Source organism: Yersinia sp. Marseille-Q3913 (assembly GCF_963892745.1).
GTDB lineage: Bacteria > Pseudomonadota > Gammaproteobacteria > Enterobacterales > Enterobacteriaceae > Yersinia > Yersinia bercovieri.
Genome location: NZ_CAWQAF010000025.1, coordinates 1 through 14,059 on the forward strand (window position 1 = coordinate 1; position 14,059 = coordinate 14,059).

Here is a 14,059-nt window from a genome sequence, read left to right on the forward strand (position 1 = left end):
TAATCAGGGTGGTGCACTTTTACACCATAATTCCCCGATCCCTTGGTCTACTTTTTCACAATATTTAACATTCTCCGTCAACAAAGCTGTAATAAATCCTGTTCATAAAACACTTATCAATACCGCTTATATCATATCACTGAGCCTCATCAAATAATGACATCAAAAAGCGGAGGGAAACTTAAAATGAAATAAAATTGCCACCAAAATAGTTAGCTGGTAATTTCAGGTAAAATCAGAGATGAAATTAATTTATTGGGAAGCTATTTTTTCTTATAAACATCCGCTGTGCCATGAATCTTATTATTAGTATTAGCGGAAGTCAGAACATAGATATCACCGCCTTTTTCGTCAGCCTTTTTGGATAGTTCAGCTTTTGCATCCAATTGAGAGACTTCACCTGCAGTAGAAATACTTCCTACCTTTATATAATTATCTTTCACTTTTTCAAAATCTATTTTTTGACATCAATTCTGCTGCAGTTGAATTAAAGGCGAGTGTACTAACAAAAAGAGCCAGCATGACTTTTTTCATATGATATTTCCTTGTAACTAGTTGCAAGTATGATGCTTAAATGAAACCGCAATAAATATATAGTTTACACAGGTTACTTAATCAAGTTGAAGTGGCTATTTATTCTATTTTTCGTATAAAATACTATGTTGACAATATTTCGCAATGAGTAAAGCTCTCTTTTTTCTCAGATGAACAATTTCTCTTGTTGTCCAGGGAGGGGTAACAAGAGAAATTAATACTCAGCACTCTAAATAAGATCCCAATAGATAACCGCGCTGTTCAATCGTCTGCTTTAATGTCGGCGAAGTCAGTACCTCCAGCTCGGTCAGCCGTGGATAACAATAGCCGCTGGTCATCAGAATTTTATCAATAAAAGCCGGATGACACATAACTTCCAGCGAGCTAACCCCTTCTTGGTCAGCGTGGTCCAATAGCTGTAAGAATGTCTGTTCCGTTAGCGCCTCGCCATAAAAGCCAGCATCAAACCATTCAGTGCTACGTGGCTCATTGAGCGAGATACCCTGTTGCTGAGCTTCATGGCGGTCAATTCGTAACGCGAGTGATTTTTCGTGAGCAAAAGCTTCAACCAACGGATAGATCTGCGGCAGCATATGTACGTGATGGTGACTGTCGATATGTGTTGGCGAACGACCAAAAACAGCGACAAATTTATTAAGCTGAGCGGCCAACTCTTGCGCAATCTCAGCCAAATTTAGCGCGCCAGCTTCGGCTAGTTGCCACAAGCCTTTGCCCAGTAATCCATTGGTATCAACCAAAGAAGGCATCGTGGTTAACGGCCGCCCGTAGGTCAGCACAAAATGCATCCCGACTGGCAACGCTGGATTTTGCTGACTCAACTCTGCCGCGTGATGAATATCTTCGCAGTTCATCATTGCCGTGGTCGATGAGACAATACCATGGCGAAATGCTTCAATGATTCCATAATTTTGTCCTTTGCATAGACCAAAATCATCAGCATTAACAATAAGTAACTTTTCCATTGAGGATGCCTTGTAAGCGGTTCCGGCAGGTAATATCTAGCCAGAAACTAATCGGATAACCCCTCTCTGACGCAGTTGAATTTCTTGCGGTAGTTTCCTGGCGTAAAAGAGGTCAGTTTCTTGAAGTTTTTGATAAATAATGTGGTGTCGCTGTAACCCGCTTCAAAGGCAATGTCTGAGACTAAGTAGTTCGTCACTTCAAGCTGGGTTTTAGCAAAATTGATTCTAATTTCATTGATAATCTGCATTGGCGTTTTTTGGTAATAACGTCGGGTCGCACGGGTCAAGTACTCTTGAGTTTTGCCGGAAAGTTCAATCATATTCACCAAGGCTTTCTCACCAAACATCGATTTATCGTGCATTTTGTCGATACTGATTTTCAGCCATAGCGGGATATCGTCGTTAACCTCACTCTCTTTATAGTGGCTGATGCGGTTGGTGACATAAAATGTCAATAGCTCGACCAATTCAGTCAGTTCATCTTCCCTAAAGTGCGGCGCAGAAATGGCTGATTCAATATAAGAAAGGAAATCACCTTTTAGGCGATAGGCTTGCGAGGCCACAATAGGTCGCGATAATAGATGGAAATAGTGCTCTTCGAAAAAGGTTTTGCTGATGCCAACGTTTAAAATACGTGTCGCACCAAATTCATAGGCGCTTTTATGATGAGAACCAATGGGAATAAAAACAACATCGCCGCGTTCTAAGAAGACCCGCTTACCATTAATTTCCTGATAACACATCCCAGTTAATATCAGGGTATATTCATAATAGTCATGTTGGTGTAGACCCGTTGCGCTTTCCGTTTTGTTATAAATAAACAGATGAAACTCTTTTCCGTTAAAAAAGTCTTTTTGACGTACTAACCTGACTTCCATCTTATTTACCTTCACTCTTTCGTTCGAAATAGCCAACCAGTTTTACTCGTTTTATCGTAACTTTTGGTGTAACTCAATCAGCTCAGTAATTAACTCTCTGGCCAGCATCGCGTTCATTAAATGATCCTGAGCATGTACTAAGACTAATGTTACTCTGGTTTTCCCTTCACCTTGATCGGATTCAATGAGCTTAGTTTGCACCAGATGCGCCTCATTCAGAGCCTGGCGTGATTGCGCCATCAACTCATCTGCTTGGGCAAAATCACCACTTTTTGCCTGCTTCAGCGCCTTATAAGCCAGGCTCCGGGCTTGCCCTGCGTTGATAATCAACCCCATGATCACATCTTCCATTTCATCAGTGGGTTGTACATCTTCAACGATTTTATCTAAATCAAACATACTGTTGCTCCGTTAATTAAAGCCATTCTGCCTTGCGACATCCGCAAACCAATAGCCACTTTTCTTGATGACCCGCGTTTGACTCGCCAGATCCAACCGAACAAATCCATAACGATTTTTGTAAGCATTAAGCCAAGACCAGCAATCAATAAAGGTCCATAAATGATAACCTTTGCAGTTGCTACCCTCTTGTAATGCTTGATGCAGCCATTTCAAATGGTCACGGATAAACTCAATCCGATATTCATCATCGACCTGACCGGATGAATTAATAAACTGCTCTTCGCCCTCAACCCCCATGCCATTTTCTGAGATATAGCACGGAATATTGCCATAATTTACTCTCAAATTTGTCAGGATGTCATACAGCCCTTTTTCATAGATTTCCCAACCGCGATGTGGGTTAATTTTCCGCCCCGGCATCGAATAGAAACTAAATAAGTCTTCCGGCGTCCTCACCTGCCCTTTAGGGGTTGGGATATCTTTGGCCTGAACCCTTCTCGGCTGGTAATAGTTAACCCCCAATAAATCGATGACGCCACTCGCAATTAGTTCACAATCACCCGATTCGATCGATGGCAATAGATCGTGATCGCGCAATAACCGGATCAGTTCTTCTGGGTAAGCCCCTTTCGTGACCGGATCGAGAAAACTGCGATTAAGCAGCAGATCTGCATGGTTGGCGGCAACCTGGTCTAATGAACTGTCGGAACGAGGATAGGTCGGTGTGAGGTTCAAAATAATCCCAATATCACCGCCCTGCTTGAGTCCTCGGTAGTTTTCTACCGCTTTGGCATGTGCCAATACACTATGATAGGCCACGGTCACCGCGCGTTTGAAATCAACCACGCAAGGGTAATGTTGATGGCCTAAGTAGCCAGCTTCAACCGGGACAATCGGTTCGTTAAAGGTGAACCAATGTTTTACCCGGTCACCAAACAAGGCAAAACAGATTTTGGCATAACGAGCATAGGAATCAACAACGGCGCGACTTTCCCAGCCCCTTTTTTCCTGCATACACAGTGGCATATCAAAATGATAGAGATTGATAAATGGCGTAATGCCATTCGCCAATAAGCTGTCGATCACTGCGTTATAAAAGGTGACGGCGTTGGGGTTAAGCTCACCGTCACCACTTGGGATCAGTCTCGACCATGAAATCGACGTCCTGAACGTATTATGCCCTAGTTGTTTTAACAGCAAGATATCCTGCTGATAATTATCGTAAAAGGTGGAGGTGTTTTCTGGGCCAATCTGACCATGAAAACGTTCTGGTGCAATCTCATACCAATAATCGAAGATATTCTTGCTCTTGCCATCCTGCAATGACGCCCCTTCAGATTGGGTTGCAGAGGTGGCACTACCCCACCAAAAATCATCGGGAAATTGATATTTCATTCCAGCCTCCAGACCAGTACGCTAAAACAGGATATTCATTAAAACTTCAAGCTATCCGCAATATCTTCTTCACTTTCAACCTGACGATCAATTTCGTTCTGCGCCTTATTGGCAATAATAACGAACGGCAGATACATCAGTGTGGCGACACCTAAGTTGAACAAGCTTAATAGCATCGCAGCAATACTGCCGTTGGTATTAAAGAATGCTCCCAAGCCTACTGGCATGGTCCACGGCGCAATATTGGTGATTGGCGGAATAAAGCCAGTGTAATACGCAATTGAAGTGATAATTGCCAAGACCGGCTGAACCAGAATAAATGGAATGAAGAACAGCGGGTTCATAATGACCGGTAAGCCAAACAGAATAGGTTCGTTAATTTGGAAAATACTCGCCGGCGCCCCCAGTTTTGCGACCTGACGATAATCTTCACGGCGGGAGCCGATAAAGATAGCAATAACCAGCCCAAGAGTTGCCCCGGTTCCGCCCAGGAAAATATAGGAATCAACAAAAGGCTTGGCCCACATATGGAACTCTTTGCCCGCTGCCAATGCCGCCGCGACTGAACCATATTGGGTATAAGTTGCCACGTTTTCTAAGGCAAACGGCATCATAATGCCACTTTCCAGTGCAGATAGTGCCATCGCGCCATGTATCCCGAAGAACCACAACAGCGAGGAGCACATGACATATACCCAACCTACCACACTGCCCATTTTTGACAGCGGTGCTGAAATGCTGTCCATAATGATCTGATGGAAGTTAGTGCCGTATAACCCGAGGGTATAGGCCAGTACGCCCATAATGGAAAGAATGACGAAGCCCGGAATCAAGGCGGAGAAGGAGCGGGAAACTGAGGTTGGAACGCTGTCCGGCAAGCGGATGATCCAGTTGCGCCGAGTAATAAAGGTAAAGACTTCTGCGACCACTAACCCGATAATAATACCGGAGATAATATTCGCCCCCCCCAGCCAATTGGCCCCCACCGCATAGGCGTCACCCACACTGTACGGGGTTACCGTCATAAAAGCGGCAATAGCCAGTAGAGCGGCGGCGAGAGGATCGACTCGCTTCTCTTCAGCTAAGGCCATACTGATAAAAAATGGCGTCATTAACGACATGATGCCGAGAGTACCGTTATAGACATTGCCGCCTATCGCTTTCAAACCATTGAGCGTAGCAATGGTATCAGCATCTAACCGCACCCCCATTGAGAAGAAGAATGACCCCTCACCAAAACTTAAGAACACGTTATTGATAAGGACAAACATGGCCCCCGTCAAGGTTAATGGCATCAGCCGGATAAATCCGTTCTTGATGGCATTAATATGTTGCTGTCTGCCAATCTTAATCGCAAAAGGCAAAATAGCCTTTTCCAGAGAATTAATAAATGCGCTCACAGTGCTCCCCTTATTGTTTTGCTTTTTTTATTGCGGCTACAGCGGCTTTTAATACCCCTAAGCCGTCGACTTTGCCGTAAAGGAGCGCGTCGATCACTTCAACTGGCTTATTGGGGAACATTTTGGCAACTTCGGGCAACATGTATGCTATTTGCGGCCCCAGTAGGATCACATCCGCTTGAGCACCATGCTCTGCTGCCAGCGCTTCCGGGTAAGCATTGATGATGACTGGCACCTCATACTTCTCTGCCTGTACTTTCATTTTGGAAACCAGTAGCGAGGTGGACATACCGGCAGAGCAAAATAGATAAATTTTTTTCTTTTCCATACCCAACACCTTTTGATGTTCAAAAGAAACACGTTATTTATATGCCAGTGCAATGGTGAATTCCCTTTATCTGTACTTTATCGTGCCCCCTGCCCAGCCCATTGTTTCTGGTTGTCGGCAGTATACGGCGTTGATAGCCAAGCCAGTAATTCACATATCACTATAATCGTCTCTAATTGACTTTTGACATTGATGCCCTTCACATTTCTAAGCGATTACAATGTGATGGTTATCGCAAAATGGTTATTTTTTTGCTCGGCGAATTAAGTTTAATTCATTTGCATTTCATATGGTTAGTTTTATTCACGGATGACAGCAGAACAAGATGCAGCAATAAAAACACATTGAAACTTATGACTGGATAAATTAGGGATTCTTATCGGTTTGAGAATCGTCTTATTCTAACTTATCCCACATTGACAGTGATTCAGTGTCACGGCTTTATTCGTGGTGCGAAGTGCATTTCCGCTATTCAAGTGCTCGCAGCGAACAGATTTGCGATCTGTGCGTTAGACCTGACGGCTATCTTTATCAATTAACCGATGAAAGTGACGGTAAATTACTGAAAGCACGCATTACAGTGGGCTGATAGCCGCAACTTATTTGTACTACAATTATTCCGACTCTAACGAATAGCCATTGAGGGCTTTGTTATGACTGCAATAGATGTAATGTGGGTAGGACTGGGTGGCGGCATCGGTTCACTTTTACGATGGTGGATAGGGCTGGGCGTCGGCAGAGTATATAAAGGCAATCTCCCGCTCGGCACTTTTCTGATCAATATTTCCGGTGCATTTATTATTGGTTATCTGAGTGTTCTTTTTAACGTTGACTGGCGTGATCGCTATGGCGACTTAATGAATGCTGCGGTATTAACCGGTATTTTAGGTGGCTATACCACCTTCAGTAGCATGCAATTAGATGCGGCAAAATTGGCGACTATACGTGGTAGAGCCATTGCTGCTGGGTATTTGATTATTTCTGTTCTGGTAGGTCTAACCGCAGCGGCATTTGGCGCTTGGCTGGCTTATTAATCGGAGAGCACTATTATGCCGAATCTTATTATTCTCGTCTTTGTCGGTGGCGCATTTGGTGCCATGTGTCGTGAGTTCATTATGCTGTCAGTGCCGCGACTGGCCGATGGATTCCCCATGGATATATTTGTTGCTAATATCATTGCTGCCTTTTTATTAGGGCTGGCGACCTCTTTGTTTAAAAAAGACAAAATTAACCAATATGTACATCTCATGGTAGGGACTGGGATTATGGGCGGGCTGTCGACATTTTCCAGCTTTGTATTTGGCGCAGTCGAGATGATGAAAAATCCAACAGGGGTGTTAGTCTCAATCTGTTATTTGGTCGCTAGCCTAATCGTTGGTTTTATCGCGGTTGAATTGGGTTTAATGATCGGTCCAAAAGAGAAACCCAAAGATCCACAAACAGCCGTTGAATAAATAAAAAACTGACTATCGTTCCAAGAAGAAAAACAAACACCCTCACTACCGAGGGTGTTTTATGTGCTATTACTGATAAAAACTCGCTGCAATTAATCTAATTTTTGACATTTACCAAAGAACATTTCCGTAATAAGGGAATTATTGATGGTATCGCCATTCAGGGTTCTGACCAGCAGTTCACTGCCGAGTAAAGGGAGTGAGAACACCATATCAGGATTAACCCGTTTAACTTTCTTCATATTCTGCGTTTCATTAACTAATGCCAATGTTTTCGTGCCTTCACCAGCAATTTCTTTGGCGGCCAGAATGGTAAAGGTGTTGTCGGCATCACTGTTGCACAATGCAATAATATATTTTGCCTTGGCGGCACCGGCCAGTTTCAATGTTTCTACCGAAGAGGGATCACCCTCGATAACATCTGCATGAGGAGGGAAATTGTGTTGGCTGCCGACGGCGCAGACAACAGTGACATCATCACCTCGGTCACGCAGGCCGTTATAGACATTCAGCGCCAAAGAACTGGAACCAACAATAATAAAATGATTTTTACGTTCCACGTGAGTAATCCTACCTTTAACTATGCGTTTAATATTATTACTGATTATCGGGCCGGCAATCGAAGCAATCGAAGTCGCAAAAACAGTAATACCAGCAATAATCACCGTAAGAGTGAACATTCTCGCCACAGTGGTATGCGGAATAATATCCCCGAAGCCCACCGTCGACATACAGACAATCGCGAAATAGAACGCAGTCGGTAAATCAGTCACTGCCGGTGCAAATTCATCGCCCATGTAAAGTGTGCCTAACATGCTATAGACGATTAATGAACAAATACTTGCGATCGCAAAGAATGCCGCACTACCGAGACTGTAATGATCAAACTCACGCCAAAAAAATAGCAGAGCGACAATGACGATAAGAGAATAAGTCGTCATCTTGTTCTGATCTTTCAGAATAAATATATTGATAGCAACGAGAGTAAACAGTAATAACACCGTAAGGAACCATGCCGTACGGATTTTCATCGATACCGCAAATGCCATCAATATCAATAGCACACCGATCATAAATTGTGGAATTTCAAATAAATCAAGAAAACTAAGCGCCTCCTTCCAAGTACTGAAATTGTTTATCGCATCAGTTGAATGAGAGATCGTCCGGAGAAGCACGGGGCTTAACACCAGACACCCATTAATGGCTACCAAAATTGCCAACAAAAGTGGTATTGATACCTTAATCTTAATTTCCTGTAATATTTTCATCAATAGAGTGACTAAAATTGTTATAGGTGGATTAAGTATAGATAAAAAATGAGATATTTCATGGCAGAACCAGACTATTTTTGACTAAAATCAAAAGATAACTTACTGAGTACGGAGAGAGCTGCGAACATTGATAGCCATCTAATATTCACGTGGCGCAATCGGATTTAAAAACCAATATAATCATTAGGAGTTAATATATTGGTTTTATTGAAAGCTAGTTTTACGCCCTGTAAAGTTATCCATACTCAACGTTTTGTAAAAAAATAAATTAATCCATTGGCATTAATGCTACTCATAAGCAATAATATAGCTGTTCTCCGGTATATAATACCACTGGAGTTCTTATCCTTGAGTGATACTCATCACCCTTAATTTAATGTTACAAATATCTAACCGTATTTAACAGATAAATAAGGAAATAAGCATGTCCTACAAATCACTTCGTAATATTGCATTGACTGGTTTACTCCTTTCCGCTGCCGCCACAACCTTTGCAGCAACAACCACTAGCGCAACAGGCACCACCCCGAGTGATATGACTTGCAAAGAGTTCCTGGATCTGAATCCTAAGTCATTAACTCCTGTCGTTTATTGGGTGCTAAATGATGATACTCAATATAAGCATGGCGACTATGTTGATTTTCACGAAACAGATACTATCGTGACACCGAAGGTCGTTGAAGTGTGTAAAAAGTCACCTGAAAGTAAATTATCTGAAATGAAACAAGATATTTTGAATTTCGCTAAGAAACACCATATGTAATTATAGAATGTAGCACAGTAAGTAAGATGCCCATTAGCCATAACGACTAATGGGCATCTTATATTTTGGGGTAATAAAATCCTATCGAGTAATACTTAATTTATCGTAGCCACGGACATAATAGTTAATAGCCGAAATTAACCAACACAGTATAAACATACCAATAATCCAATAGCCTATCTCGCCCAAGTTTTCGCTGATATTATTAATTGGCGTCCAAATCCCACCGGTTAAGTTAAGTTTATCTGATATTAATCCCAATGCTTCAATACCGCCAATAAAGAAAGCAATGATAACTGAAGCTGCCGTAATAGTGATGTTGTAATACAGTTTGCGTACCGGTTTAGAGAAAGCCCAACCATAAGCGCCAATCATCACAAAATTATCAAGTGAATCGATCAATGCCATCCCTGCAGCAAATAATATCGGGAACACCATTATTGACCACAGATTCATACCATGGGTTGCGCTGGCAGCTGAGATCCCTAATACTCCAATTTCCGTGGCAGTATCAAAACCCAAACCAAATAAAAAACCCACCGGATACATATGCCAGCTTTTATTGACCATATTAAATACTCGCTTAAAAATTCTGGCGAGTAGGCCACCATTATTCGTCACCAGCAGATCAAGCTCTTCATCTTTGTACACATGACCCGCTTTGACCTGCTTGAATTTTTTGTACACTGAAATCAGGATAGTTAAATTAAGAAAGGCAAACAATAACAAGAATACAGATGAAACCAGTGTGCCGATCAAACCGCCGGTTTCATGAAACCAAGTCATATTATTCTTAAATGCCATGGCGGTCGCAGCAATGGCCAGTGATGCTAATATCACGATGGTTGAATGGCCAAGAGAGAAGAATGTTCCGACGGCAATCGGGGTTTTACCTTGTTGCATCAATTTGCGAGTGACGTTATCAATGGCAGCAATATGATCCGCATCAACGGCGTGACGAAGGCCAAAGCTATAAGCCAAAAACGCCATCCCCATCAATACTGCATTGTCATTAAATTCCGTAAAAGCCCAAACCCACGCCAGCCCATTAACAATCAATAAACCAATCAGCAAGTAGATAGCACGAAGCTTAGTTTCCCGATTGCCAAAGGCGCTACTTCTCTCTATTCCTGTCGTCATGTTTGTACTCCAGAATAAAATCGTTATTGTCGATGCGCAGGCATCACATCTTTATTCGGTACCAGGAATAACCACGAGGCCAAAACAAACGGCATGGTTAACGTCGGAATGCCAATCGGCGACAGTAAAGTATTTAGCGCCCCTTGGACGATGACAGTGAAAATAACCCCGACAATGGTGTAAGCCAGAACTCGCCAACTAGGCTTATTAAACGTAGAGCCCAATGCAATAGCGGTTAATACGGCACTGAAAGCATAGAGTCCGGCATTAATACTGTGGTGATCTGCATCAAGGAAAGCCGCTGTCAGGATCGCTAATAACGCGCCACAGACCCCAAAAATAGCTGCCCATAGCGATTCAACAGCCAAGCCAATAACAAATAAAATACCGCCAATCAAACTACTGAATAAAAATACCTGTGAAATGCCGTTAAACATGCTGACAAAAACATTACTTTGCGCAAAAAAATTGCTGCTATTCAAAACAAATTGATGCGGTAGAGCTGGTGTGGGTAATCCGCTGCTGTGCAAACCGGCAAATGCATAACTGCCTAGCAGTATCATCCAGGTGGTTAAGACAAAAGGCGCTGTCAGTGCCGCGACTTTCCAGGTTTTTAAAATATCGGCGATACAGACAGTGACAATAACCGACACGATGCTGCCCAGGATAATACAGGCCCAAAGTACCGGCGTGGCAACCAAAAAAGTCGGCAATGCCGCGCCGACTAAACAACCGTTATAACCATATAGTCCGGCCCGCCATGATTTACGATCGCGCATGGTTAGCCCCGTTAAGGTGGCAATAATTGTACCCAACACACAGCCATAAGCGACCGCCGGATCCCCCTCACCATAAGCGCCAACAAATATTGCGATAAAAAAGAGTAGCCCGGTGAGTGGGTTATTTTGGAACATAACCTGAGCGCAGCCGCGCAGTGTGGTATCGATAAATTCAATGAAAACATTCGAACGACTCAGTTGCGCCCAGCCAGATAAATTGCCGGTTTTTGCATTCATTATGTTTATCCTTCTGACATGAAGTTGCAGCCTATCAGCGGTAACAGCAGTATTTGAGGCTCACACCTAGCGCCACAAAAATTTTTCCGGCAATGTAATACCGAGAATTTCTTCGCGCGCTATCTTCCAGAATTGGCGAATTTCGGCTTTAACACCGGCACTATCAATACCCAGTGCTTTAAATACCAAGCCGCAATCATTGGGTAAACGTGTTGCCCCACTGGCAATGCCGCCTTTAATATCAAAACGCGCCGGAACCCGCGCCAAAATACGGTCATGATGCTCCTTCGGCGTTAATAAAATAACGTTGCCGAACGCATCAAATGTTTGCATGACCCCAATGGCATCAAGGCTCTCAACTTTGGGTTCCAACACATATTTCTCAACAAACAGCTCTTTCCCTGCCAAATTATGGGCGACTACTTTGGATGAATAGACATCAAAGCCAAAGCGCTCTTCCGCATGGTGATATTTACGCCCAGACATCAGCACTTCTGAATAAATCGCGGTCGCCGTCGGATGAATATTAATAGTGGTATCCGTAATAAAGCGCGAGTTGCGGTGCGGAATAAGCGGGTCCGGCATAAATTCCAGATAACCGCCCTCTTCTACCGTGAAATTCTGTATTTGTGACGCGTAGTTCGCATTCATCATATGAACTTTGGTCGCCGACTGGGTGGTGACATGGGCGCAGGCTCCGGCCTCCACATGCACGTCGGTTGCCAGCCGATCCCCTTGTAAAATGCACCCTGCCGTCGAGATCATGGTGACACAAGGTAGCTCGGGCATCTCTTCGTCCCAGTACAACGCCTTTTGCACCAAAGATGGCACCCGTCTTTCCATTTCTGCCAAAACACTGCGCTGCCCACGTTTGGCAAATCTCAGTTTGAGATAGCCACTTTTCCCTACGGCTCCGCTACGCATTTGCGCCGGCTCGTCCTGATATTTCGCTAATTCCGGCGCGTTAATACCTAATGCGTGAGCGCGAACCCGTGAAGGTGTTTCCACGATATTCTGGCTCTGGGATGTCATGCGTTTGCTCCTTCAGGCTGTACGTGGGTAAACAGGAAGTCGCGCATAATCATGTCCACCAGCTCTTCAATACCCTGCCCGGTTTTACAGTTGGTTAGAATATAAGGGCGCTCACCACGGACCACTTTGGTGTCACTCTCCATCACGTCCAGGCTGGCTCCCACATAGGGGGCAAGGTCAATTTTATTGATAACCAGAATATCTGCCTGCACCAGACCGGGGCCGTTCTTACGTGGGATTTTCTCCCCTTCAGCCACATCAATGACATAGATATAGAAGTCAGCCAGCGCCGGGCTGAAGGTCAGCGTCAGGTTGTCACCGCCACTTTCAATCATAATCAGGTCGCTATCAGGGAAGCGCTCTTCCATCTCTTCCACCGCAGCAATGTTCATACTCGGGTCTTCGCGCACCGCAGTATGCGGGCAAGCGCCGGTTTCTACCCCGAGGATCTTCTCCTCATCCAAAATGCCTTTCAGGGTGCGTTTTACCTGTTTGGCATCTTCGGTGGTGACAATATCATTGGTAATAATCAGTGGCTTAACACCCCGTTTAATCAGAATGGGGGTGATCACTTCAATGATGGCGGTTTTGCCTGAACCTACCGGGCCACCAATACCAATGCGGGTGATCTTTTTGCGTTTATCGGTTGAATGGCTGTTCACGGGATAATCCTCTTCATTTTAATCTGATTTGGGTCGGTACTCGGTTTGGTTCACAGCAAACCCAGTACTCAGCATACATTTTATTAATCAGTGGGTTGCTAACCGACTAATTACTGAATAGGCGAACATGGGCTTTCACATGTACCGCCGCCAAAACATCCACAATCGGCACATAGGAAGACATCTGGTCGATATCGCCAATTTCGGCAATATCGCAGAACTTCTCAATGTCATGGTTCAACTCAAACAGGATGTGCTGAGTGTCAAAATGGGTCACGCGCATTAAGCGCATGGCCGCACTTAATATCGTCATTGCCACGCCATATTGATGCATCACCACCACTTCCCGCTGTCCGATCCCCTGTGCTGCCATGACCACGGCCTGAGTCACCGGGTAGGTCCCGGCGGTATTGCCATTTTTTATCTGTTCCAGCCACCAGCTAATTAGCGGGTGCTCCACCACATGGATAGACATTTCTGCCAATTTTTTCCCCATGCGGGTCGCCATCAGGCGGCTCTCTTCATTTAACTTGCGGTTATTCACCGCCCAGTCGGCGCGGATAATGCCGTCCCGATCATCGGCCATCACGGCGCGATGGGCCGCGACAACCCCCATGCCATCACAGCTGGCAGCCTGCTTCAGTGCTGTCAACACAAAGCCTTTTAGGGTCGCCACATCATGCACGACGCCAGTCTGAATGGCTGACTCCACACCATTAGAAAACGTAAAGGCCCCGACCGGCAGTACCGAATCACCAAATTGCATGATACGAATGAGATCTGATGCATTCATTGCGCTGC

15 protein-coding genes and 1 pseudogene are annotated in these 14,059 nt (G+C 44.2%); 3 read left to right on the top strand and 13 right to left on the bottom strand.

The window, feature by feature from the left end; all coding sequences use genetic code 11:
* Positions 1-263: 263 nt before the first annotated feature.
* The 7 genes and pseudogenes from yahO to AACW11_RS12075 form a co-directional block, all read right to left on the bottom strand.
* Positions 264-534, bottom strand: a pseudogene (yahO, locus tag AACW11_RS12045) (DUF1471 family periplasmic protein YahO).
* Between the two features lie 221 nt (positions 535-755).
* Positions 756-1,517: a chitin disaccharide deacetylase gene (gene chbG / locus AACW11_RS12050; protein ID WP_212586778.1), complete on the bottom strand. Its 762-nt coding sequence runs from the start codon at positions 1,515-1,517 to the stop codon at positions 756-758.
* Between the two features lie 47 nt (positions 1,518-1,564).
* The gene (gene chbR, locus AACW11_RS12055; protein WP_339379060.1) at positions 1,565-2,410 is read right to left on the bottom strand and encodes a transcriptional regulator ChbR; all 846 of its coding nucleotides are present in this window, start codon (positions 2,408-2,410) and stop codon (positions 1,565-1,567) included.
* 36 nt (positions 2,411-2,446) lie between these two features.
* On the bottom strand, positions 2,447-2,794 hold the full coding sequence (gene chbA, locus AACW11_RS12060) for a PTS N,N'-diacetylchitobiose transporter subunit IIA (protein WP_005276029.1): 348 nt from the start codon (positions 2,792-2,794) through the stop codon (positions 2,447-2,449).
* A 12-nt stretch (positions 2,795-2,806) separates the two neighbouring features.
* Positions 2,807-4,192, bottom strand: a complete 1,386-nt coding sequence (locus AACW11_RS12065; RefSeq protein ID WP_212586779.1) for a glycoside hydrolase family 1 protein — start codon at positions 4,190-4,192, stop codon at positions 2,807-2,809.
* 38 nt (positions 4,193-4,230) lie between these two features.
* The gene (gene chbC, locus AACW11_RS12070; RefSeq protein WP_212586780.1) at positions 4,231-5,592 is read right to left on the bottom strand and encodes a PTS N,N'-diacetylchitobiose transporter subunit IIC; all 1,362 of its coding nucleotides are present in this window, start codon (positions 5,590-5,592) and stop codon (positions 4,231-4,233) included.
* Positions 5,593-5,602: 10 nt separating this feature from the next.
* The gene (locus tag AACW11_RS12075) at positions 5,603-5,920 is read right to left on the bottom strand and encodes a PTS sugar transporter subunit IIB (protein WP_005276021.1); all 318 of its coding nucleotides are present in this window, start codon (positions 5,918-5,920) and stop codon (positions 5,603-5,605) included.
* A gap of 653 nt (positions 5,921-6,573) precedes the next feature.
* Here AACW11_RS12075 and AACW11_RS12080 point away from each other — a divergent pair.
* A complete protein-coding gene (locus AACW11_RS12080) occupies positions 6,574-6,954 on the top strand; it encodes a fluoride efflux transporter FluC (protein ID WP_212586781.1) in 381 nt (126 codons plus the stop codon).
* Between the two features lie 15 nt (positions 6,955-6,969).
* Complete coding sequence (gene crcB, locus AACW11_RS12085; RefSeq protein WP_212586782.1) at positions 6,970-7,374, top strand: fluoride efflux transporter CrcB; 405 nt, start codon at positions 6,970-6,972, stop codon at positions 7,372-7,374.
* Positions 7,375-7,466: 92 nt separating this feature from the next.
* Here the strand turns inward: crcB and kch are convergent, their stop codons facing one another.
* Positions 7,467-8,642: a voltage-gated potassium channel protein gene (gene kch / locus AACW11_RS12090; protein WP_212586783.1), complete on the bottom strand. Its 1,176-nt coding sequence runs from the start codon at positions 8,640-8,642 to the stop codon at positions 7,467-7,469.
* Between the two features lie 427 nt (positions 8,643-9,069).
* Between kch and hdeB the strand changes: the two genes are divergently transcribed.
* Entirely contained in the window at positions 9,070-9,408 is a 339-nt protein-coding gene (gene hdeB, locus AACW11_RS12095) for an acid-activated periplasmic chaperone HdeB (protein ID WP_212586784.1), read from the top strand.
* Between the two features lie 81 nt (positions 9,409-9,489).
* Here the strand turns inward: hdeB and AACW11_RS12100 are convergent, their stop codons facing one another.
* The 5 genes from AACW11_RS12100 to AACW11_RS12120 form a co-directional block, all read right to left on the bottom strand.
* Positions 9,490-10,548, bottom strand: a complete 1,059-nt coding sequence (locus AACW11_RS12100; protein ID WP_005276000.1) for a HoxN/HupN/NixA family nickel/cobalt transporter — start codon at positions 10,546-10,548, stop codon at positions 9,490-9,492.
* A 23-nt stretch (positions 10,549-10,571) separates the two neighbouring features.
* The gene (gene yut / locus AACW11_RS12105; RefSeq protein ID WP_212586785.1) at positions 10,572-11,564 is read right to left on the bottom strand and encodes an urea transporter; all 993 of its coding nucleotides are present in this window, start codon (positions 11,562-11,564) and stop codon (positions 10,572-10,574) included.
* Positions 11,565-11,630: 66 nt separating this feature from the next.
* Positions 11,631-12,596, bottom strand: a complete 966-nt coding sequence (locus AACW11_RS12110) for an urease accessory protein UreD (protein ID WP_212586786.1) — start codon at positions 12,594-12,596, stop codon at positions 11,631-11,633.
* Positions 12,593-13,258, bottom strand: coding sequence for an urease accessory protein UreG (ureG, locus tag AACW11_RS12115; RefSeq protein ID WP_005275992.1), 666 nt, complete (start codon positions 13,256-13,258; stop codon positions 12,593-12,595). Before ureG ends, AACW11_RS12110 begins: the two co-directional genes overlap by 4 nt.
* A gap of 106 nt (positions 13,259-13,364) precedes the next feature.
* The gene (locus tag AACW11_RS12120) at positions 13,365-14,051 is read right to left on the bottom strand and encodes an urease accessory protein UreF (RefSeq protein WP_048617133.1); all 687 of its coding nucleotides are present in this window, start codon (positions 14,049-14,051) and stop codon (positions 13,365-13,367) included.
* Between the last annotated feature and the right edge of the window lie 8 nt (positions 14,052-14,059).

Bases quoted from the DNA above. Each gene is read 5' to 3' on its own strand.
- kch (WP_212586783.1), bottom strand. From the start codon at position 8,642: ATGAAAATATTACAGGAAATTAAGATTAAGGTATCAATACCACTTTTG.
- AACW11_RS12075 (WP_005276021.1), bottom strand. From the start codon at position 5,920: ATGGAAAAGAAAAAAATTTATCTATTTTGCTCTGCCGGTATGTCCACC.
- hdeB (WP_212586784.1), top strand. From the start codon at position 9,070: ATGTCCTACAAATCACTTCGTAATATTGCATTGACTGGTTTACTCCTT.
- crcB (WP_212586782.1), top strand. From the start codon at position 6,970: ATGCCGAATCTTATTATTCTCGTCTTTGTCGGTGGCGCATTTGGTGCC.
- AACW11_RS12120 (WP_048617133.1), bottom strand. From the start codon at position 14,051: ATGAATGCATCAGATCTCATTCGTATCATGCAATTTGGTGATTCGGTA.
- chbG (WP_212586778.1), bottom strand. From the start codon at position 1,517: ATGGAAAAGTTACTTATTGTTAATGCTGATGATTTTGGTCTATGCAAA.
- AACW11_RS12110 (WP_212586786.1), bottom strand. From the start codon at position 12,596: ATGACATCCCAGAGCCAGAATATCGTGGAAACACCTTCACGGGTTCGC.
- yut (WP_212586785.1), bottom strand. From the start codon at position 11,564: ATGAATGCAAAAACCGGCAATTTATCTGGCTGGGCGCAACTGAGTCGT.
- AACW11_RS12100 (WP_005276000.1), bottom strand. From the start codon at position 10,548: ATGACGACAGGAATAGAGAGAAGTAGCGCCTTTGGCAATCGGGAAACT.
- chbA (WP_005276029.1), bottom strand. From the start codon at position 2,794: ATGTTTGATTTAGATAAAATCGTTGAAGATGTACAACCCACTGATGAA.
- AACW11_RS12065 (WP_212586779.1), bottom strand. From the start codon at position 4,192: ATGAAATATCAATTTCCCGATGATTTTTGGTGGGGTAGTGCCACCTCT.
- AACW11_RS12080 (WP_212586781.1), top strand. From the start codon at position 6,574: ATGACTGCAATAGATGTAATGTGGGTAGGACTGGGTGGCGGCATCGGT.